This window comes from Pseudomonas sp. GW821-FHT02A11 (assembly GCF_059421985.1).
In genome coordinates, this window is record NZ_JBWKWB010000011.1 from 160,524 (window position 1) to 181,921 (window position 21,398).

Consider the following 21,398-nt stretch of genomic DNA (forward strand, 5'->3'; position numbering starts at 1 on the left):
CATCGCATGTCCCATCGCATCGCGAATGAATTCGCTCCCACAGGTTGATCGGCATCGGATTCGATTTTACTTAAACCGCCGCTCCACACCTTTTTCTACCAACACTTTCGCCGAGATTTCCTCGACCGAAAAATGGGTGGAATTGATATTCGGAATGTTTTCCTTGCGGAACAGATTTTCCACCTCGCGCACTTCGAACTCACACTGCGCGAAACTCGAATACCGACTGTTGGGCTTGCGTTCATGGCGAATGGCGGTCAAACGGTCGGGATCAATGGTCAACCCGAACAACTTCGACCGATGCTGTTTCAGTGCGGCCGGCAATGTCAGCCGCTCCATGTCATCTTCGGTCAGCGGATAATTGGCCGCACGAATGCCGAACTGCATGGCCATGTATAGACAGGTAGGGGTCTTCCCGCAGCGCGATACACCCACCAGAATGATGTCCGCCTTGTCGTAGTAATGGGTGCGGGCGCCGTCGTCGTTGTCCAGCGCGAAGTTCACCGCCTCGATGCGCTCCATGTAATTGGAGTTGTGGCCGATGGAGTGCGATTTGCCCACCGAGTAGGAGGAGTGTGAACTAAGCTCCTGCTCCAGCGGGGCCAGGAAGGTCGAGAAGATGTCGATCATGAAGCCGTCGGACGTTGCAAGAATTTCGCGGATGTCCTGGTTGACGATGGTGTCGAAGATGATCGGGCGCACTTCGTCCTTCTCGGCGGCCTTGTTGATTTGCGCAACCATTGCACGGGCTTTCTCGACGCTGTCGATGTAGGGCCTCGTGAACTTGTTGAAGGTTATGTTTTCAAATTGCGCTAGCAGGCTCTGGCCCAGGGTTTCGGCAGTAATGCCGGTGCCGTCGGAGATAAAGAAAGCGGATCGTTTCATTTGCGCCCTGGGCCTTAAGCTGGTGACGATTCTTGGATATCATAGGCGCGCTTGCGTGCCTGGACTGGCCGCATTCTAACGATTTTTACGCGGCAGGATTCAAGATCCAGACCACAAGCGCGCAGAATCCGTTTATACCTGTGGTTCCAGCGCCAAAGCTTTTCCCAACAACAAACCGGTTAGTGGAGAGATCACCTTGGTAGAGTACGTAGTTTCCCTCGATAAGCTCGGCAAACATGATGTTGAGCATGTGGGGGGCAAGAACGCATCCCTCGGCGAGATGATCAGCAACCTGGCGGGCGCAGGCGTGTCCGTTCCCGGTGGCTTCGCCACTACAGCTCAGGCCTATCGTGATTTTCTTGAGCAAAGTGGTCTGAATGATCAGATTCACAAGGCACTCGATGCTCTGGACGTCGACGATGTCAACGCACTGGCCAAAACCGGTGCGCAGATTCGTCAGTGGATCATGGAGGCTGAGTTCCCCGAGCAGCTCAACGCTGAAATCCGCACTGCCTTCGCCACGCTGTCGGCAGGCAACCCGGACATCGCCGTTGCCGTGCGTTCTTCCGCCACCGCAGAAGACCTGCCTGACGCCTCCTTTGCGGGTCAGCAGGAAACGTTCCTCAACATTCGCGGCGTCGACAACGTGATCCGCGCGGCGAAAGAAGTCTTCGCCTCGCTGTTCAACGACCGCGCCATTTCCTACCGCGTGCACCAGGGCTTCGACCACAAGCTGGTGGCCCTGTCCGCTGGCGTTCAGCGCATGGTGCGCTCCGAAACCGGCACCGCAGGCGTGATGTTCACCCTGGACACCGAATCCGGCTTCCGTGACGTCGTGTTCATCACCGGCGCCTACGGCCTGGGTGAAACCGTCGTACAAGGCGCGGTCAACCCCGACGAATTCTACGTTCACAAAGGCACCCTTGAAGCCGGTCGCCCTGCGATCCTGCGCCGCAACCTGGGCAGCAAGGCAATCAAGATGATCTACGGCGAAGAAGCCAAGGCCGGTAAATCGGTCAAGGTCATCGACGTCGAAGCCGCCGACCGCGCTCGCTTCTGCCTGTCCGACGAAGAAGTCAGCAACCTGGCACGCCAGGCGATGATCATCGAGAAGCACTACGGCTGCCCGATGGACATCGAATGGGCCAAGGACGGTGACGACGGCAAGCTCTACATCGTTCAGGCCCGCCCTGAAACCGTGAAGAGCCGCAGCTCCGCCAACGTCATGGAACGCTACCTGCTCAAAGAGAAGGGCACCGTTCTGGCCGAAGGCCGTGCCATCGGCCAGCGCATCGGCGCGGGCAAAGTGCGCATCATCAAGGACGTGTCCGAGATGGACAAGGTCCAGGCCGGCGATGTGCTGGTCTCGGACATGACCGACCCGGACTGGGAACCTGTGATGAAGCGCGCCAGCGCCATCGTCACCAACCGTGGCGGTCGTACCTGCCATGCGGCGATCATCGCCCGTGAGTTGGGTATTCCGGCAGTGGTTGGTTGCGGCAACGCCACCGAGCTGCTCAAGGATGGTCAGGGCGTGACCGTTTCCTGCGCCGAAGGCGACACGGGTTACATTTTCGAAGGCGAGCTGGGCTTCGACATCAAGCAGAACTCCGTCGATGCCATGCCGGAACTGCCGTTCAAGATCATGATGAACGTCGGCAACCCCGACCGTGCCTTCGACTTCGCTCAGTTGCCCAACGCCGGTATCGGCCTGGCGCGCCTGGAATTCATCATCAACCGCATGATCGGCGTGCACCCCAAAGCGCTGCTGAACTACCCGAACCTGCCGCTGGACATCAAGGAAAGCGTCGACAAGCGCATCGCCGGTTACAGCGATCCGGTCGGTTTTTATGTCGAGAAGCTGGTCGAGGGTATCAGTACGCTGGCAGCGGCTTTCTACCCGAAAAAAGTCATCGTGCGTCTGTCGGACTTCAAGTCCAACGAATACGCCAACCTGATCGGCGGCAAGCTGTACGAGCCGGAAGAAGAAAACCCGATGCTGGGCTTCCGTGGTGCTTCGCGTTACATCAGCGAAAACTTCCGCGACTGCTTCGAGCTGGAGTGCCGTGCCCTCAAGCGCGTTCGCAACGAGATGGGCCTGACCAACGTCGAGATCATGGTGCCGTTCGTGCGCACCCTGGGCGAGGCAAGTCAGGTGGTCGATCTGCTGGCTGAAAACGGCCTGGCCCGTGGTCAGAACGGCCTGCGCGTCATTATGATGTGCGAGCTGCCGTCTAACGCCTTGCTGGCCGACGAGTTCCTCGAGTTCTTTGACGGTTTCTCCATCGGCTCCAACGACCTGACCCAGCTGACCCTGGGTCTGGATCGCGACTCCGGCATCATCGCGCACCTGTTCGACGAGCGTAACCCTGCGGTCAAAAAGCTGCTGTCCAACGCCATCCAGGCCTGTAACAAGGCGGGCAAGTACATCGGCATCTGCGGCCAGGGCCCGTCCGATCACCCGGATCTGGCGCGCTGGCTGATGGAGCAGGGCATCGAGAGCGTGTCGCTCAACCCTGACTCGGTACTGGAAACCTGGTTCTTCCTGTCCGAACAGGATGCTCCAAACTGATTCTCGTATAGTCGAGCAATCGAGTAAGATGCTGGCCCGTTTTGGCGGGCCGGTTGTCTTGAAAAGGGCGGTCTTGATGATTCCGCCCTTTTTTATGCGACAAATTCAGGCAGCCATGTCTGGCAAACATCTTCTGGTAGATAGTTCAGCGCCGGGACAGCCACGACAGGCTATACCGGGCAACGAACCATTTTCGAGTCAAGCAAGCGCACTATGCAGAGCAGCAGCAACCTCTTCCCTGTGGCCTTGATCAGCGCCGAGCGACGTGGCGATCTGATCGAGGACGTGTACCGTCTCAAACCGGGCAACAGCATGGACTTCACGGTCGAACTGGCCGTGACCCGTTTGGGGCTGGTGGCCGCGCCCGACGCCCGTGGCATTCCCGTTATCCTGCTGCATGGCAGCTTCTCCAATCGCCGCTTCTGGTATTCCCCCAAAGGCATCGGCCTGGGCGCGCATTTGGCGCGGGCCGGGTTTGACGTGTGGATTCCCGAGATGCGCGGCCATGGCCTGTCGGCCCGCAACGAAGCCTATCGGCACAACCGCGTGGCCGACTACGCACGCTACGATTTGCCGGCCATTGCCGACTTCGTCGCCGAACAGAGCGGCCAGGCGCCACACTGGATCGGCCATTCTCTGGGGGGCACGACCCTGGCCGCCGCGTTGGGCGGGCACTACCTCAATGCGAAACAGGCGGCCTCGGTTGCGTTGTTTGGCAGCCAGGTCACCCGCAGCTACTGGCCACTCAAGGTCCCGCCGCTGACATGGAGCACGCGCCTGCTGCTCAAGCGCTTCGAGCATGTGTCAGGCCCTCGCTTCAAGCGCGGCCCGGAAGACGAGCCGATGGGCGTCATTCTGGAAAGCATGCGCTGGCATGGCCTGTTCGGTCGCTTTGGCGACAAGAAGGACGACTGGTGGTCCGGATTGCGTCATGTCGAGGTGCCGACCTTGTGCGTGGCGGCCGCTGGCGACCATCAAGACCCCGAGTGGGCCTGTCGTGAGCTGTTTGAACAAATTGGCTCCCAGGACAAGGAATTTCTCTGTCTGGGCCGCGAGCACGGTTTTACCGAAGATTTCGGTCACGTGCAGATGCTGGTCAGCAAAGCCGCTCAGGCGCAGGTCTGGCCACGTGTGGTGGACTGGCTGAATCGTCGAATCGGCGCCGTACAGGCTGAATCAACGCTGAACGTGTTGGTAACTTCCTGAAGTCAAGGGTGTTCAGGCATTCCTAAGTAGAGCGCTTGGGGCTAAGCTTGCTGCCATCGGGTGATGAGCGAGGGTGATCAACAGGCAGCACTCGTCGGTCAGGTTTTTGTCCTATATAAGGAAGCATTGTGGTGGCGAGCGCGGTCAGACGTGCGTGCCATCCGAACCTGCATGATGCAGGTCTTCCTTGCAAACACAGCCTTCACTGACAGGAGTTCCCATGCACTACATCACTCCGGATTTGTGCGACGCCTACCCTGAGCTGGTTCAGGTCGTCGAGCCGATGTTCAGCAATTTTGGCGGTCGCGATTCGTTCGGCGGGGAAATCGTCACGCTGAAATGTTTTGAAGACAACTCGCTGGTGCGCGAACAGGCGGAGCAGAACGGCAAAGGCAAGGTGCTGGTGGTCGACGGCGGTGGTTCGCTGCGACGCGCGTTGCTGGGCGACCTGCTGGCCGAGAAGGCTGCAAAAAATGGCTGGGAAGGCATGGTCATCTACGGATGCGTGCGCGATGTCGATGTTCTGGCACAGACCGATCTCGGGGTGCAGGCATTGGCCAGTCACCCGCTCAAGACCGACAAGCGCGGTCTGGGCGATCTCAACGTGGTGGTGAGTTTTGGCGGCGTGACATTCCGCCCTGGTGAATACGTGTATGCCGACAACAACGGCATCATAGTCTCGCCAAGCCCTCTGAAAATGCCGGAGTGACCGGCGTTTTCGTCATACGGGACATAGGACAGTGAATGGTTGACGATTCAAACGCGCAGTGGGGCCTGGTGCACGCGCTGGTGCTGGATGGGCAGGGCGGGGCGCGTTCTATCGCTCGAACCGATCTCGATGGCCTGCAGTTGCAGCCGCACGAAAGCGTGTGGCTTCACTGGGATCGCAGTCATCCGCAAACCCAGACGTGGTTGCGCGAAGACAGCGGCTTGAGTGCGTTCGTCTGCGATCTGATGCTCGAAGAAAACACCCGGCCGCGCTTGTTGCCGCTTCCGGATAACGAATTGTTGCTGTTTTTGCGTGGGGTCAACCTCAACCCGGGCGCCGAGCCTGAAGACATGGTCTCCGTGCGCATTTTTGCGGCGGCCCAGCGGGTGATTTCCTTGCGTCTGCGTTCTCTGCGAGCCACCGACGAGCTGATCGGCTTGCTCACGGAAGGAAAGGGCCCCAAGACCGCGTCCGAGCTGCTGGTTTATCTTGCGCAACTGCTCACCGACAAGGTACAGGCCGTTGTCAGCGAGCTGACCGAACTGGTCGATGACATGGAAGAGCGCATAGATGCCGACGAACGGTATATGCCCGAGCACGGCAACATGGTGCACATCCGCAGAAGGGCAGCAGGCATGCGCCGATTCCTCGCGCCGCAGCGTGACATTTACGCGCAATTGACCCGCAGCAAGATGCCCTGGTTCGTCGAGGATGATGCTGATTACTGGAACGAGCTGAACAACAGCCTGACCCGCTATCTGGAGGAGCTGGAACTGACCCGCGAGCGCGTGGGACTGGTGCTCGAGGCTGAGGACAGACGCCTCAACGAGCGGATGAACCGGACCATGTACCGCTTCGGTATCGTCACCGGGATCTTCCTGCCGATGAGCTTTCTGACCGGTTTGCTGGGGATCAACGTGGGGGGTATTCCCGGCGCCGAGAACCCTCACGGTTTCATGCTGGCGTGCGGTCTGATGGTGATCGTCGCGCTGGGGCAGATGTGGTTGTTCAAGCGTCTGCGGTGGGTGTGACAGGATGAAAAAACCTGTTGGTGGTACTGCGGCGTGTGACTCAGGCGAAATGGCCTGCGTCTTTCAGTGACATTACGTGAGGTGCCCATGCACGACCCGTTTGAAGAATCACTGCGAGACATGCTCAATTCTTCGTCCACCAGCCGGGACGACGACGCGGTTTTGGGCCGTGTCCTGAAGACTGCCAACCGTCAGGTGGGCGCCGGTGACCTGTTCGGTTTGCTTGGCCGCTGCATGCAAGGATTGATGATCGCTGTCAACAACGGTTCGGCTCACGTTTCACCTGTTTCCCGTCCTAAGGCGACGAATGCCGGTAACACTTTTTTCGGTGCACAAGACAAGGCTGATTGAATATGGAATTGGATCTCTGGACCCAGAGCCTGGTCACCGCAATGACTGCGTTGTGGACCAAAGTCGCGAACTTCATCCCGAACCTGTTCGGCGCTCTGGTGGTTGTTCTGTTGGGTTTCGTGGTGGCCAAGCTGCTCGATACCCTGCTATCCAAACTGTTGGCAAAACTGGGTCTGGATCGCCTGATGGGCGGTACGGGCCTGACCAAACTGATCAGCCGCGCCGGGGTCCAGGTCCCGATTTCGACCCTGATCGGAAAGATCGTGTATTGGTTTGTGCTTTTGATTTTCCTGGTGTCGGCGGCAGAATCCCTTGGCCTTGAGCGGGTTTCCGCGACGCTGGACATGCTCGCGTTGTACCTGCCAAAGGTGTTCGGCGCGGCGCTGGTGCTGCTGGTGGGGGTGCTGCTGGCGCAGGTGGTCAATGGTGTGGTGCGCGGCGCCGCTGAAGGCGTCGGGCTGGATTACGCGGCAGGCTTGGGGCGTGTGGCCCAATGGCTGGTGATCATCATCAGCATTTCGGTGGCGATCAGTCAGCTGGAGGTGAAAACCGACCTGCTGAACCACGTTATCGTGATCGGATTGATTACCGTTGGTCTGGCCGTTGCTTTGGCTATGGGGCTGGGAAGCCGCGAAATCGCGAGCCAGATCCTGGCAGGAATTTATGTACGGGAGTTGTACCAAGTAGGGCAACAAGTGCGGGTTGGAGAGGTCGAAGGGCAGATCGAAGAGATTGGCACGGTGAAAACCACCCTGCTGACCGACGAAGGGGAGCTGGTGTCGATGTCGAACCGCATCCTTCTCGAGCAGCGAGTGAGCAGCCGCTGAACCGGCAAATCTGCTAATGTATGCCGCCGCAAAATCCCGGTACTCGGGTCCGTGGCGGATATTGAACTGACTGTCGGCACACTCTGTTTTGAATAAGCCCCAACCGCACCTACTGCGTTACGACCCCCGCGAGCTCTCCGATGAGGAGTTGGTTGCGCGTTCGCACGCCGAGTTGTTTCACGTGACTCGGGCGTATGAAGAGCTGATGCGTCGCTACCAGCGGACACTTTTTAACGTCTGCGCACGCTATTTAGGGAACGATCGCGATGCTGACGATGTCTGTCAGGAGGTGATGCTTAAGGTGTTGTATGGCTTGAAGAATTTCGAAGGAAAATCGAAATTCAAGACCTGGCTCTACAGCATCACCTACAACGAATGCATCACGCAGTACAGAAAGGAGCGGCGAAAGCGTCGGTTGATGGATGCTTTGAGTCTGGACCCTCTTGAGGAAGCGTCGGAAGAAAAGGCGCCGAAACCGGAAGAGAAAGGCGGACTCGATCGCTGGCTGGTGCATGTGAACCCGATCGACAGGGAGATCCTGGTGCTGCGATTCGTCGCAGAGCTGGAATTTCAGGAGATCGCAGACATAATGCATATGGGCCTGAGTGCCACGAAAATGCGCTACAAACGGGCACTTGATAAATTACGTGAGAAATTTGCAGGCGTGACCGAAACTTAACTCGGAGCAAATATCTCTAACGGGCAGGCAAGTTCTGATAGACTTGCCGATGAGTTGTCTCCCGAATACGGAGACTGCTTCACAATCACCAGATGGGGATTTAACGGATGAAACTGAAAAACACCTTGGGCTTGGCCATTGGTACTATTGTTGCCGCAACTTCGTTCGGCGCTCTGGCACAAGGCCAAGGCGCAGTCGAAATCGAAGGCTTCGCCAAAAAAGAACAGTTCGACAGCGCTCGTGATTTCAAAAATAACGGCAACCTGTTCGGTGGTTCTGTTGGCTACTTCCTGACCGACGACGTTGAATTGCGTCTGGGTTACGACGAAGTGCACAACGTTCGTAGCGACGACGGTCGTAACATCAAGGGCGCTAACACCGCTCTGGACGCTCTGTACCACTTCAACAACCCGGGCGACATGCTGCGTCCGTACGTTTCGGCTGGTTTCTCCGATCAGAGCATCGGTCAGAACGGCTCGGGCGGTCGTAACCGTTCCACCTTCGCCAACATCGGCGGCGGCGCCAAGCTGTACTTCACCGACAACTTCTACGCCCGTGCTGGCGTTGAAGCTCAGTACAACATCGACCAGGGCGACACCGAGTGGGCTCCTAGCGTCGGTATCGGTGTAAACTTCGGCGGCGGTTCGAAGAAAGTTGAAGCAGCACCGGCTCCAGTGGCTGAAGTGTGCTCCGACAGCGACAACGACGGCGTGTGCGACAACGTTGACAAGTGCCCTGACACCCCGGCCAACGTCACCGTTGATGCCAATGGCTGCCCAGCTGTTGCTGAAGTCGTACGTGTTGAGCTGGACGTGAAATTCGACTTCAACAAGTCGGTCGTCAAGCCAAACAGCTACGGCGACATCAAGAACCTGGCTGACTTCATGAAGCAGTACCCACAAACCACCACCACTGTTGAAGGTCACACTGACTCCGTCGGTCCTGACGCTTACAACCAGAAACTGTCCGAGCGTCGTGCAAACGCCGTTAAACAAGTCCTGGTTAACCAGTACGGTGTTGGCGCTAACCGCGTTAACTCGGTTGGTTACGGCGAATCCCGCCCAGTTGCTGACAACGCAACTGACGCTGGCCGTGCTGTGAACCGTCGCGTAGAAGCGAAGGTTGAAGCAGAAGCTAAGTAATTAGCCCACGCTTTACGAAAAACCCGGCCTCGGCCGGGTTTTTCTTTTTCTGCTTCTTGAGAATTTCGTCTGAAGGGTCACGCAGACTATCGACAGTGTTGCCGATGAGCCGCAGGTAAGTGGCAATAAAATGTCCGGATTCGCCAGTTGAATTGCGTAGATGCAATTAGCCTTCTTGTCGAAAGCATGGGAGGTGAGCGGCGTATCTAGTGTCGAATCAGCCAGACCCACAGCAGCAGATTGATCGCCAGCGACACCAGCGCAACGGTTCGCCAGACCTTGAGCGGCTCGCGCTCTAGCAGGGGTCTGGGGCGCGGGTTCAGCGTCGCCAGTTCTCCGTGTTGCAGTTGCAGCAGCCACTCTTCAGCAGTCTCGAAGCGTTGCTCGGGGGCAGCTTGCAGCGCACGTTCCAGGTGCTGTTCCAGCCATTCGGGGGTATCGGGGCGATAGCGGGTGACAGGCGTCGGGCGAACGAAGCGGCGATGTTGGAAGGCCTCGATTTCGCCGTAGGGGTAGTGCCCCGTCAGCAGGAAAAACAACGTGACGCTGGCGGCATACAGGTCCAGCGCTGGCGCGGGAGCAGCGCCTTCAAATGCTTCCGGCGCGATGAAACTTGGCGTGCCAGGTACCTCCCCCGGCATGTCGGCCGAAAGGCCGGGGCAAAAGGCGAGGCCGAAGTCCAGTACCCTCAACTCGCCGTCGTCATTGATGAGCAGGTTTTCCGGCTTGATGTCGCGGTGCAGGATGTTGCGCCTGTGCAGCAGGCCAACCGCGCCGATCAGCTGGCGCGCCAGGCTCAACCAGCGAGTCAGCTCCATCGGGCCCTCGTGAACGAAGCTTTGCGCCAGTGTCTGGCCGGGGTACTCGCGCATGACGTAATAGAGGTGTTGGCGTTCGGGCAACGGATGCACCTGCGCAAAGAATCTCCCGGCCACCCGGCGCAAAAACCATTCTTCCAGCAGCAATGCCTGAGCCGCACCGGACTCGTTGCGGCGACTGTGGGGCAGGGTTTTGAGCAGCCAGGGTTGCTCCTGGTTGTCCCGCACCCGGTAGATTAAAGATTGCCGGGAATCGCCGAGGCGCGCCTCGACCTGCCAGCCCTCGAAGGATTGGCCAGGCTTGAGCGTCGGGGGCACCGGCCACTGCTGCAACCGGGCCAGGGTATCGCCCAGAGTGTCAGCGCCCAGTGCTTCAACTTCGATCAGCAGCGCCGTGGCGTTGTCCTGACTGCCGGCCAGGTGAGCGGTGTTCACCAGCGTGCGCACGGCGTTGTCGAGGTCGTTTTGTTCGCCGAGGATCGAGGCGATTCGCCCGTCACCCAATGTCGACCAGACGCCATCGCTGACCACCAGCAGGCGCTCGCCCTGGCGCAATTCGCCGTCGAGATAATCCATGACCACGTGCTGATCCAGCCCCAGGGCGCGCTTGAGCACGTGCTGCATGTCGGGCTGCTCCCAGACATGATCGACAGAGATGCGTTGCAGCGTGCCGTCGAGCCAGCGATATATCCGGCAATCGCCGATATGAGCGAGGGTGAAGCGCCGCCCTCGCAAGACCACCGCGCTGAGAGTGGTCAGCAAGCCATTGGCCTGCAGCCAGCGATTCTGCGCCAGCAACAGGCGATCCAGGGCTTGAGCCACGCCCCAGGTTTCCGGCGTGCAATAGTAATCCAGCGCCAGGGATTGCAGGGTCGAGCGCGAAGCCAGCCCGCCGTCGGCGCATTGGCTGACGCCGTCGGCCAGCGCGAAGAGATAGCCTTTGCTCGCCGCCAGCGCCGGGGCAGGGGTGACCAGACGCGTCGCGTCCTGATTCTCGGCCCTTGGCCCACTGGCGCTGAACTCAGCGAAGCGCAGACGCAGCGCATCTGGCAGCGTGGGCTTCAGCGTCAGAGGCTGGTTCATGGCCGTTCCTTTATCGGTCAGACGCGGGCAGCGGTGACGGCCGCCGAACCCCAAGTGGTTCTCCAGCGACGCTTGACGTTCATCAGGCCGAACCAGGCCAGCACGCCGAGCAACGCGAACAGCCACAGGCCCAGTTGGTAGTCGCCGGTGTTCTGTTTGATGGCCCCCAAACCTGCCGCCAACAGGAAGCCACCGATGCCGCCCGCCATGCCGATGAGGCCGGTCATCACGCCGATCTCCTTGCGAAAGCGTTGTGGGACCAGTTGGAACACTGCGCCGTTACCTGCACCGAGGCCGAGCATGGCTGCGACGAACAGCGCCAGTGCCGCCCAGGAACTGGGCAGGTTGAAACCCACGGCGGCGACGCAGATGGCGGCGACGGCGTACATCCCCGACAGCGTGCGGATGCCGCCGAAACGGTCGGCCAGCGCGCCACCCAGTGGACGCATGAGGCTGCCGCCGAACACGCAGGCTGCGGTGTAATAACCGGCGGTCACCGGGCTCAGGCCATACTGGTCGTTGAAGTAGCCGGGCAGGGCGCTCGCCAGGCCAATGAAGCCGCCGAAGGTTACGCTGTAAAAGAACATGAACCACCAGCTGTCGCGATCGCCCAGAGCCTTGAGGTAGTCGCCCATGGATTTGGCTTTCGGGCGTTCCGGGGCGTTGCGCGCCATCAGGGTAAAAGCGATCAGGGTGAATACCAGCGGCAGTACGGCGAAGCCGAAAACGTTGCTCCAGCCGAATGCAGCGGCGAGCACAGGGGCGATCAGCGCTGCGAAAACGGTTCCCGAGTTGCCAGCCCCGGCGATGCCCATGGCCTTGCCTTGGTGTTGCGGCGGGTACCATTGCGACGCCAGGGGCAGGGCCACTGCGAACGACGCGCCGGCCATGCCGAGGAAAATGCCCAACAGCAGCGCCTGCTCATAGCTGTGAATGCCCAGCTGCCAGGCGCAGAGCAGCGCGACGATGACGATGATCTGGCCGATGATGCCAGCGGTCTTGGGTGACAGCTGGTCAGCCAGCATGCCCATCAGAAAGCGCAAAAAGGCGCCCGCGAGAATCGGTGTAGCGACCATCAAGCCGCGCTGTTGCGTGCTGAGGTGCAGGTCGCCGGCAATCTGCACCGCCAAAGGGCCCAGCAGGTACCAGACCATGAAGCTCAGGTCGAAATAGAGGAAGGCTGCGAACAGCGTGGGCTTGTGGCCGGCTTTCCAGAAACTTGTATTCATCTCACACCTCATCTGCAGGAAATCGTTGTCGGTGGTGAAGTCGCTTGCACCGCCACGTGTCGGGTCTTGCAGGTGGAGCAGCCAACGGCGCTCCACCGGCCCGTTTTTGCGGCCAAAACGAAAAAACGTCGCAACCCTGTCCGCGCTGAGCGAAGGGGTGTGCGACGTCTTTGTCGTAAGTGGGTAACCGCCGTTGGCTACCTGTGTGATTCATGTAGCAAAACGTGGGCCAGTTGGCCGCACGGTGGCATCAACCCAATAGTTCGCTCATGGCGATGATCTGCTCGGCCACCTGCACCAGCTTTTGCTGACGGCTCATGGCTTGGCGCCGCATCAGGGTGTAGGCCTCTTCTTCGTTGCAGTTTTTCATCTTCATCAGCAGGCCTTTGGCGGTTTCGATGCGCTTGCGTTCGGCCAACTGCTGATCCCGCGCGTGCAATTGTGCGCGCAGGTCCTGGTCACTTTCGAAGCGGGCCATGGCCACGTCGAGTATCGGCTGCAGACGTTGTGCGTGAATGCCCTCGACGATGTAGGCACTGACCCCGGATTTGATGGCTTGACGCATGACGTTCGGGTCGTGCTCGTCGGTGAACATGACGATGGGTCGGGGCAGGTCGCGGGTGACCAGCACCACCTGTTCCATCACATCGCGACCGGGGGATTCGGTGTCGATGAGGATCACGTCCGGGCGCACGGCCTGCACCCGCTGGGGCAGGTCAATGACCAGGCCGGACTCGTCGATCACCTCGAAGCCCGCTTCAGTCAGCGCGGTTTTCAGCCGTCCGACCTTTTTGGGCGTGTCGTTGATCAGCAGGATTCGCAGCATCGTCGCGTCTCCTTCAGCGAGCGCGCGTGACAGACGTGTCGTCGGCCAGCGCATGAAGTTTGAAGCCGTGGGCGTAGGCCACCGGATCGCTGCCATCCCAGATCTTGCCATCGATGAGCTGGCTGCTGCGCATCACCGATTCGGGCACCGGCACATCCAGCGCCTCGGCGGCCTGACGATACAGCGCCAGTTGCTGCACCTGGCTGGCGATACCCAGATAATCCGGGTCCTCGCGCAGCAGACCCCAGCGGCGAAACTGGGTCATGAACCACATGCCGTCGGACAGCCAAGGCATGTTCACCTCGCCCTGACGATGGAAGCTGACCGCGTGGTGATCCTGCCAGTGATTGCCCAGCCCGTCGGCGTATTGACCCAGCAGGCGGGCCTCGATGTCTTCGACCTGCGCATTGACGAAGTCCCTGCCGCTGAGCATGTGTGCAGCGCTGCGGCGGTTGTCCAGGCTGTCCTCGATGAAGCGGCTGGCGTCGAGCACGGCCATGATCAGCGCTCGCGCGGTGTTGGGGTGGCGCTGGACGAACTCGCGGGTGCAACCCAGCACTTTTTCCGGGTGATCGGGCCAGATCGTCTGGCTGGTCGCCAGGGTGAAACCGAGGTTCTGATTCACAGCGCTGGCGCCCCATGGCTCACCCACGCAAAAGCCGTCGATACGTCCGGCCTTGAGGTGTTCGACCATCTGCGGCGGCGGCACCACCACGCTGTCGACATCCTGCAGCGGGTGTATACCCTGGCTGGCGAGCCAGTAATACAGCCACATCGCGTGATTACCAGTGGGCAGGGTCTGGGCAAAGGTGAGTTTTGTCCCGCTTTGGTGCGTGCGCAGGTCCAGTGCGTCAGGAGTGATCACGCCTGCGTGCTGCAGGTCGGCAGACAGGTTGATGCTCTGGCCGTTCTGGTTCAGGCCCATGAGCACGGCCATGTCGTTGGCGGGAGAACCGATGCCCAGTTGAGCGGCATAGATCAGCCCATACAGGCTATGAGCAGCGTGCAGTTCGCCGTTGATCAGCTTGTCACGAAGGTTCGCCCAGGAGCTCTGACGGCGCAGGTTGATGTTCAAGCCATAAAGCTGGGCGAAGCCCTGAGTGGCGGCGACAATCAGTGAGGCGCTGTCGGTGAGGGGCATGAAACCCACATCGATGCTGCTCAGTTCCGGCGCGTCGCTGCCGTTGATCCACGCCTGTGGCGTATCGAAGCTGTCGTTCATGGTTTTCGGTTCCGCCTGAAGGCCGCAGGCTCAAAGGGCTGCGATCTTCCATAAAAAAACGCCGCACCGCGCCAAGCCTTTACCTGTGCAGTGACGACGTCATTGTCCGAGGCGCGCTCCGCCGTTGGAGCACGTTCTATAAGAAGGCTCAAGCAAGCGATATGCCATTGGCCGGCCGCCCTTATGCAAACTTCGCGACATGCCTCGCGCTCGACCCTTGGGCTGTCTATAATCGGCCGCTGACTTCAGCCTCAAACGAGCCGCGCCCGCCCATGTATAACTTGGCCCGCCAGTTACTGTTCAAACTCTCCCCGGAAACCTCCCACGACCTGTCTATCGACCTGATCGGCGCAGGCGGTCGGCTGGGGCTCAATGGCCTGTTGAGCAAGGCGCCCGCGCGCTTTCCGGTGACGGTCATGGGCCTGCAGTTCCCCAATCCTGTGGGTTTGGCGGCGGGTCTGGACAAAAACGGCGCGGCCATCGACGGCTTTGCCCAGCTGGGTTTCGGCTTCGTCGAAATCGGCACCGTGACGCCGCGTCCGCAGCCGGGCAATCCGAAACCGCGGATTTTCCGCCTACCCCACGCTGAAGGCATCATCAACCGCATGGGCTTCAACAACCTGGGCGTCGACAACCTGGTCGGCCGTGTGCAGGCCGCCAACTACAACGGCATTCTGGGCATCAACATCGGCAAGAACTTCGACACCCCCGTGGAGCGTGCGGTTGACGACTACCTGATCTGCCTGGACAAGGTCTACGCCCACGCCAGCTACATCACCGTCAATGTCAGCTCGCCCAATACCCCGGGCCTGCGCAGCCTGCAATTTGGCGACTCGCTCAAGCAACTGCTCCAAGCTTTGCGCCTGCGACAGGAAGTCCTGACCCAGACCCACGGCAAGCGTGTGCCGCTGGCGATCAAGATCGCCCCGGACATGAGCGATGAAGAAACCGTGCTGGTGGCCAGCGCGCTGCTGGAATCGGGAATGGACGCGGTGATCGCCACCAACACCACCCTGAGCCGCGAAGGCGTCGAAGGCCTGCCCCACGCCGACGAGGCGGGCGGTCTGTCCGGTGCGCCGGTGCGTGAGAAGAGCACCCATATTGTCAAAGTGCTGGCCGGTGAGCTGGGCGGGAAACTGCCGATCATTGCGGCCGGTGGCATTACCGAAGGCAAGCACGCGGCCGAGAAGATCGCTGCCGGTGCGAGTCTCGTGCAGGTGTATTCGGGCTTCATCTATAAGGGGCCAGCGCTGATTCGCGAGTCGGTCGACGCCATTGCGGCAATGCCTCGGTAAAGAGCCAGCAAAATAGCGCCCATAAAAAAGAGGGGTTCCGATAAGGAACCCCTCTTTGGGCGTAAGCCCGCCGTCCGGATGGGACGTGCATGTTTCAGGTGTAAAGCGAATCTGATTGTCGGGTCTCTGTTAAGAAACCATGTTGAGTCCTAAGAAACCTTATTAAGTCGGGTGTGTCAGCCGACCGCGTGAAGTTCGTTGAGTCTGTGGATACCCGCAGTGCCGGTCATACCGTCCCAGTTGTCGCCTCGTCCTTCTCGCCAGCCGTTGATCCAGGCTTGACGTACCGACGGTAGAGTAAATGGGCAAAGCTCACGGGATTTACCAGTTACGCCGTATTGATATCCGCGCGAAAATGCTCTTTCCAACGGATCACGCTTAAGTCTTCTCATAGGGTGTTGCCCTCGTTTGTTGACTGTAATGTCCCTGGAGACCTCAGGTTGAGGTCAGGCAGAAATCATCTGCCTTTTATGCCCGCTGCCGGCGTCGCGGGCCTTGATACCATCGTCGTTGCGCCGATGGCCTGAGGTGATTTCTAACCAATGCACCGGACGCTGTGAATGACCGTTTTGTCATAAGAACGTAACCGTTGGAACTTTAAGACCATAAGCGCTGAATCGTTTCGAGTGCACTTTTTTCGCCGAGCCCCCTGAAACGAGGGTCTTGATGAAATTTGCGAGTCGTTCTCAAGAACGGGTGATGGCTGATTGACGTCAGATTTAAAACGACGAAGGGTCAGCAATGTGACTTTTTATTACGGTCGTTGTCGTGCTGAATAATGGTTTTTTAATATCAAAGTGTCGCGCCCTGTTGAGTGCGGCACCGCTGCCGCCGCGAAATGTATCGTGGCGGTGAATCGGCACAACTTGTGTGCCACGCAGGCGTTCTCCTTGAAAGACGCCTGCTTGTAATCGGGCCGGACAATGCGTTGTCCCGCCACTCAAGCCAAAGGCTCTGGAATACACATGTCGCACCCCTACGAACTCTTCCTCACCTGTCCCAAAGGCCTCGAAGGCCTGCTCGCTGAGGAAGCCACTGCGCTTGGCCTTCAGGAAACCCGCGAACACACCTCCACCATTCGTGGCCACGCCGACATGGAAACCGCCTATCGGCTGTGCCTGTGGTCGCGCTTGGCCAACCGCGTGCTGTTGGTGCTCAAGCGCTTCCCGATGAAGGACGCCGAGGATCTCTACCACGGCGTGCACGACATTGAGTGGGCCGATCATCTGGAGCCTGATGGCACCTTGGCGGTGGAGTTCAGCGGCCATGGTTCGGGCATCGACAACACCCACTTCGGCGCCTTGAAGGTCAAGGACGCCATTGTCGACCGCCTGCGCACTGCCGATGGCTCGCGTCCATCCATCGACAAGCTCAACCCGGACCTGCGCGTTCACCTGCGCCTGGACCGTGGCGAGGCGATTCTCTCGCTGGATTTATCGGGTCACAGCCTGCACCAGCGCGGCTATCGCCTGCAGCAAGGTGCGGCGCCGCTGAAGGAAAACCTCGCGGCTGCCGTGCTGATCCGTGCCGGCTGGCCGCGCATCGCTGCCGAGGGCGGCGCACTGGCCGACCCGATGTGCGGTGTGGGCACGTTCCTCGTCGAAGCGGCGATGATCGCCGCCGATATTGCACCCAACCTCAAGCGTGAGCGCTGGGGCTTTTCGGCCTGGCTGGGTCACGTCCCGGCCCTGTGGCGCAAGCTGCACGACGAAGCGCTGGCCCGTGCCGAAGCGGGTCTGGCCAAGCCGCCGCTGTGGATTCGCGGTTATGAAGCCGACCCTCGCTTGATTCAGCCGGGTCGCAACAACGTCGAGCGCGCCGGGCTGTCGGAGTGGATCAAGATCTACCAGGGCGAAGTCGCGACCTTCGAGCCGCGTCCGGACCAGAACCAGAAAGGCCTGGTCATCTGCAACCCACCGTATGGCGAGCGTTTGGGCGACGAAGCCAGCCTGTTGTACCTCTATCAGAACCTGGGCGAGCGGCTGCGTCAGGCCTGCCTGAACTGGGAAGCCGCGGTGTTCACCGGCGCGCCGGACCTGGGCAAGCGCATGGGCATTCGCAGCCATAAGCAGTATGCGTTCTGGAATGGCGCCTTGCCGTGCAAGCTGCTGCTGATCAAGGTGTTGCCGGATCAGTTCGTCACCGGCGAGCGTCGCACCCCTGAGCAGCGCCAGGCAGAACGCGAGCAAGCGGCCTACGACCAGACCCCGGACGAGCCGCAAGCGCGCACGTTCAACAAGAACGGCAACCCGATCAAACCAACGCCAGTCCCGGCGCCGGTGATCGAACAGCCGCGTCTGAGCGAAGGTGGGCAGATGTTTGCCAACCGTCTGCAGAAGAACGTCAAGGCCCTGGGCAAATGGGTCAAGCGCGAGGGCATCGATTGTTACCGCGTCTATGACGCCGACATGCCTGAGTACGCCATGGCCATCGACCTGTACCACGACTGGGTCCACGTGCAGGAATACGCAGCGCCCAAGTCGATCGACCCGGAAAAGGCCTCGATCCGCATGTTCGACGCCTTGGCGGCCATTCCTCAGGCGCTGAACGTCGACAAGAGCCGCGTCGTGGTCAAGCGTCGCGAGCGCCAGAGTGGCACCAAGCAATACGAGCGCCAGAGCGCACAGGGCAAGTTCAACGAAGTCAACGAAGGCGGCATCAAGCTGCTGGTCAACCTGACCGACTACCTGGACACCGGTCTGTTCCTCGATCACCGCCCGATGCGCATGCGCATTCAGCGTGAAGCGGCAGGCAAGCGCTTCCTCAACCTGTTCTGCTACACCGCGACCGCCAGCGTGCATGCCGCCAAGGGCGGCGCGCGCAGCACCACCAGCGTCGACCTGTCGAAAACCTACCTGGACTGGGCGCGGCGCAACCTATCGCTCAACGGCTTCTCGGACAAAAACCGTCTGGAGCAGGGCGATGTCATGGCATGGCTGGAATCCAGTCGCGACGAATACGACCTGATCTTCATCGACCCGCCAACCTTCTCCAACTCCAAGCGCATGGAAGGCGTATTCGATGTGCAGCGCGATCAGGTGCAGCTGATCGATCTGGCGATGGCGCGTCTGGCCAGCGGCGGCGTGCTGTATTTTTCCAACAACTTCCGCAAGTTTCAGCTGGAGGAAAACCTGGCCGAGCGTTATGTGGTCGAGGAAATCACCCAGCAGACGATCGATCCGGATTTCGCCCGTAACGGCAAGATCCACCGTGCGTGGAAGATCACGGCGCGCTGAATCGTTCCCGCCACGCACCAGGCGCCGGCCCGCAGAGGTCGGCGCCTAGCGACACTATAAGAAGGGCGACATGTAGCACTAGGCAAACTAATGGCGAATAGCTATAAGTGAATTCTGGCCACGTGTAGCGGCAACACGGTGGCGCCATGAGTGCTGCGTATGTCGTCGAATCCTTCCAGCGCCAAGATCCTTGGCCTCATCAGCGAAGACACCTCGTCCTGGGTGCTTGCCACGCTCGTGTTTGGCGCGGGCGTGGTGCTGACTGCATTGCTGGCATTGGCCAACATCGACGTGTACCAGCGTCAGTTGCACCAGCGTTTCGAGTTGCTGGCGGCCGAGCGGGTCAGCCGTATCCAGGACCGTCTTGAAGGGCAGATCCGTCGTCTGGACGGGCTGCGCCGTTTTTTCGTTTATTCCGACGATGTCTCCGAAGAAGAATTTGACGGTTTCGCTCGTCCGTTGTTGATCTTCACCCAGGCCTATTCCTGGGCGCCCAAGGTGCCCGATCCCGACCGCCTGTCCTTCGAGCGGCAAGCGCGTGACTTGGGGCATACCGATTTTTCCGTGCGTGAGCTGGGCAGAGGCCTCGATTTGGCGGTTGCCGGGGTGCGCCCTGTGTATTTTCCAGTGCGCTTTACCCAGAGTCGCAGCAGCATCCCGTTGCCCCTTGGTTTTGACGTGGGTTCCGAAGAGGTGCGCCGCGCCACGCTGGAGCGGGCGCTGCGTTCCGGCGGCATGGCCGCGTCCCCGCGTATGGAACTGGTGGGCCTGGAAGGCGAGAACCGCAAAGGCGTATTGCTGGTGTCGCCGGTGTTTCTGCGCGCCCATGCTGGCGTCACCGAACCGGGCGCCCTGCAAGGGTTTCTCATGGCGGTGATCAGCCTGCGCAAGATGATGACCGAAGGGCTGCCCCCAGCGGATCAGGACAATCTGGCACTGACCCTGGAAGACATCACCTCGCCTCAAGAGCCGGACGCGCTCTATCAGTCAGACGCCGCCCCGGTGAGCAGTGACCTGCTGATCAGCAAGACGCTGAATTTCGCCGGGCGCAGCTATCAGTTGCAGGTGCGGCCTACCGCGGTGTTCATCGGCGCCAACCCTTCCTCCAACGACAGCGTGGTGGTGCTGGGGGCGTTGCTCAGTTTCATGCTCAGCGCCTTGCTGTATGTGCTGATCAGTCAGCGCCAGCGGGCCATTGGGCTGGTGGAGCAGCGCACTGTGCTGTTGCGTCAGCGCGAGAAGCAGCTACGCAGCGCCCACAGTCAATTGAGCAACGTGTTGGACGCAACCACCCAGGTTGCGATTATCGCCACCGATCTGGACGGCGTGATCACCACCTTCAACATCGGCGCTGAAAAGATGCTGGGTTACAGCAGCGCGCGGGTGTGCGGCGTGCTGACCCTGCGTCAGCTGCACTTGCCCGCCGAGCTGGATCAGCACGGCGCCGAACTGAGCCAGCGTTACGGGCGGCCGATCGAAACCTGTGAAGCGATGCTGGTAGAAGCCTTGGAAGAGCAGAGCCATCAGGCCAACGACTGGACCTTCGTGCGCCATGACGGCAGCCGTCTGCGGGTCAACATGCAGGTCAGCCCCGTGCTCGACGAGCACAATCAGTGGGTCGGCTACCTAGCTGTGTGCCTGGATATCACCGAGCGCAAGCGTGTTGAGGAAGAGCTGCGCACGATGTCGGTGACCGATTCGCTGACCGGGGTGTACAACCGTCGCTATTTCCAGGAACGTCTGCAGGCCGAACTGCTGAGGGTGGACCGTTACGGTGGGATTTTTGCGGTGGTCATGCTCGACATCGACCATTTCAAGCGCATCAACGATCAGCTCGGCCATGCCGTGGGCGACCATGTGCTGCAGGCGATCTGCGAGCGTCTGTGTCAGCGCCTGCGACGCAGTGACGTGTTTTGTCGGCTGGGCGGGGAAGAGTTCATGGTGCTGTGCCCGGACACCGATGGCGATCAGGCCTATGCACTGGCGGCGGAATTGTGGGCGGCGTTGCGCGCCGAGCCGGTGGATGGCGTAGGACGGGTGACAGCGAGTTTCGGGATCGCCAGCTGGCGCGAAGGCGAGGGCGGGGATGCGTTGTTGCTGCGGGCGGATTCGGGGGTGTATGCGGCCAAATTGGGCGGGCGTGATCGGATTGAGCCGGAGCTGGTTTGAGGGTGTCGCCGAAACGCTGTGCAACCTGTGGGAGCGAATGAATTGGCTCTGTCTGCGTAAAGTGTTGCTGGCAGCTAAGCTTGTAAAGTCGACATTCGTTTTCGGAGGTCTGCGATGC

At 60.1% G+C, this 21,398-nt stretch carries 17 protein-coding genes; 11 read left to right on the forward strand and 6 right to left on the reverse strand.

Going from position 1 to position 21,398, the window contains the following annotated elements:
• Positions 1-66: 66 nt before the first annotated feature.
• Positions 67-885 carry a posphoenolpyruvate synthetase regulatory kinase/phosphorylase PpsR gene (gene ppsR / locus AC07V9_RS17500; RefSeq protein WP_296185191.1) on the reverse strand — a complete coding sequence of 273 codons (819 nt, stop codon included), beginning with the start codon at positions 883-885 and terminating at the stop codon, positions 67-69.
• A gap of 196 nt (positions 886-1,081) precedes the next feature.
• On the opposite strand from ppsR, the gene ppsA reads away from it, so the two are divergent.
• The 8 genes from ppsA to AC07V9_RS17540 all read left to right on the forward strand — a co-directional run bounded on the left by ppsA (position 1,082) and on the right by AC07V9_RS17540 (position 9,402).
• Complete coding sequence (gene ppsA, locus AC07V9_RS17505) at positions 1,082-3,457, forward strand: phosphoenolpyruvate synthase (RefSeq protein ID WP_495016915.1); 2,376 nt, start codon at positions 1,082-1,084, stop codon at positions 3,455-3,457.
• Between the two features lie 213 nt (positions 3,458-3,670).
• A complete protein-coding gene (locus tag AC07V9_RS17510; protein ID WP_495016916.1) occupies positions 3,671-4,663 on the forward strand; it encodes an alpha/beta fold hydrolase in 993 nt (330 codons plus the stop codon).
• A 220-nt stretch (positions 4,664-4,883) separates the two neighbouring features.
• Positions 4,884-5,372: a ribonuclease E activity regulator RraA gene (gene rraA / locus AC07V9_RS17515; RefSeq protein WP_495016917.1), complete on the forward strand. Its 489-nt coding sequence runs from the start codon at positions 4,884-4,886 to the stop codon at positions 5,370-5,372.
• Positions 5,373-5,407: 35 nt separating this feature from the next.
• A complete protein-coding gene (locus AC07V9_RS17520) occupies positions 5,408-6,403 on the forward strand; it encodes a zinc transporter ZntB (RefSeq protein WP_495016918.1) in 996 nt (331 codons plus the stop codon).
• Between the two features lie 87 nt (positions 6,404-6,490).
• Positions 6,491-6,754 (forward strand): CrfX protein, encoded by a 264-nt coding sequence (locus AC07V9_RS17525; RefSeq protein ID WP_495016919.1) that lies wholly within the window; start codon positions 6,491-6,493, stop codon positions 6,752-6,754.
• Positions 6,755-6,756: 2 nt separating this feature from the next.
• Positions 6,757-7,581, forward strand: coding sequence for a mechanosensitive ion channel family protein (locus tag AC07V9_RS17530; RefSeq protein ID WP_495016920.1), 825 nt, complete (start codon positions 6,757-6,759; stop codon positions 7,579-7,581).
• Between the two features lie 88 nt (positions 7,582-7,669).
• Positions 7,670-8,260 carry an RNA polymerase sigma factor SigX gene (sigX, locus tag AC07V9_RS17535; protein WP_495016921.1) on the forward strand — a complete coding sequence of 197 codons (591 nt, stop codon included), beginning with the start codon at positions 7,670-7,672 and terminating at the stop codon, positions 8,258-8,260.
• Positions 8,261-8,367: 107 nt separating this feature from the next.
• Complete coding sequence (locus AC07V9_RS17540) at positions 8,368-9,402, forward strand: OmpA family protein (RefSeq protein ID WP_495016922.1); 1,035 nt, start codon at positions 8,368-8,370, stop codon at positions 9,400-9,402.
• 206 nt (positions 9,403-9,608) lie between these two features.
• On the opposite strand, the gene AC07V9_RS17545 is transcribed toward AC07V9_RS17540, so the two are convergent.
• The 4 genes from AC07V9_RS17545 to AC07V9_RS17560 all read right to left on the reverse strand — a co-directional run bounded on the left by AC07V9_RS17545 (position 9,609) and on the right by AC07V9_RS17560 (position 14,580).
• Positions 9,609-11,303 (reverse strand): bifunctional protein-serine/threonine kinase/phosphatase, encoded by a 1,695-nt coding sequence (locus tag AC07V9_RS17545; protein ID WP_495016923.1) that lies wholly within the window; start codon positions 11,301-11,303, stop codon positions 9,609-9,611.
• Positions 11,304-11,320: 17 nt separating this feature from the next.
• Positions 11,321-12,532: a nitrate/nitrite transporter gene (locus AC07V9_RS17550; protein WP_495016924.1), complete on the reverse strand. Its 1,212-nt coding sequence runs from the start codon at positions 12,530-12,532 to the stop codon at positions 11,321-11,323.
• 250 nt (positions 12,533-12,782) lie between these two features.
• Complete coding sequence (locus AC07V9_RS17555) at positions 12,783-13,358, reverse strand: ANTAR domain-containing response regulator (protein WP_495016925.1); 576 nt, start codon at positions 13,356-13,358, stop codon at positions 12,783-12,785.
• 13 nt (positions 13,359-13,371) lie between these two features.
• Complete coding sequence (locus tag AC07V9_RS17560; protein ID WP_495016926.1) at positions 13,372-14,580, reverse strand: CmpA/NrtA family ABC transporter substrate-binding protein; 1,209 nt, start codon at positions 14,578-14,580, stop codon at positions 13,372-13,374.
• A 272-nt stretch (positions 14,581-14,852) separates the two neighbouring features.
• Between AC07V9_RS17560 and AC07V9_RS17565 the strand changes: the two genes are divergently transcribed.
• Positions 14,853-15,875 carry a quinone-dependent dihydroorotate dehydrogenase gene (locus AC07V9_RS17565; RefSeq protein ID WP_495016927.1) on the forward strand — a complete coding sequence of 341 codons (1,023 nt, stop codon included), beginning with the start codon at positions 14,853-14,855 and terminating at the stop codon, positions 15,873-15,875.
• A gap of 176 nt (positions 15,876-16,051) precedes the next feature.
• On the opposite strand, the gene rmf is transcribed toward AC07V9_RS17565, so the two are convergent.
• Entirely contained in the window at positions 16,052-16,267 is a 216-nt protein-coding gene (gene rmf, locus AC07V9_RS17570) for a ribosome modulation factor (RefSeq protein WP_010223328.1), read from the reverse strand.
• A gap of 573 nt (positions 16,268-16,840) precedes the next feature.
• Here rmf and rlmKL point away from each other — a divergent pair.
• A complete protein-coding gene (gene rlmKL, locus AC07V9_RS17575; RefSeq protein ID WP_495016928.1) occupies positions 16,841-19,111 on the forward strand; it encodes a bifunctional 23S rRNA (guanine(2069)-N(7))-methyltransferase RlmK/23S rRNA (guanine(2445)-N(2))-methyltransferase RlmL in 2,271 nt (756 codons plus the stop codon).
• Between the two features lie 159 nt (positions 19,112-19,270).
• Complete coding sequence (locus tag AC07V9_RS17580; RefSeq protein WP_495016929.1) at positions 19,271-21,280, forward strand: diguanylate cyclase; 2,010 nt, start codon at positions 19,271-19,273, stop codon at positions 21,278-21,280.
• The last annotated feature ends 118 nt before the right edge of the window (positions 21,281-21,398 follow it).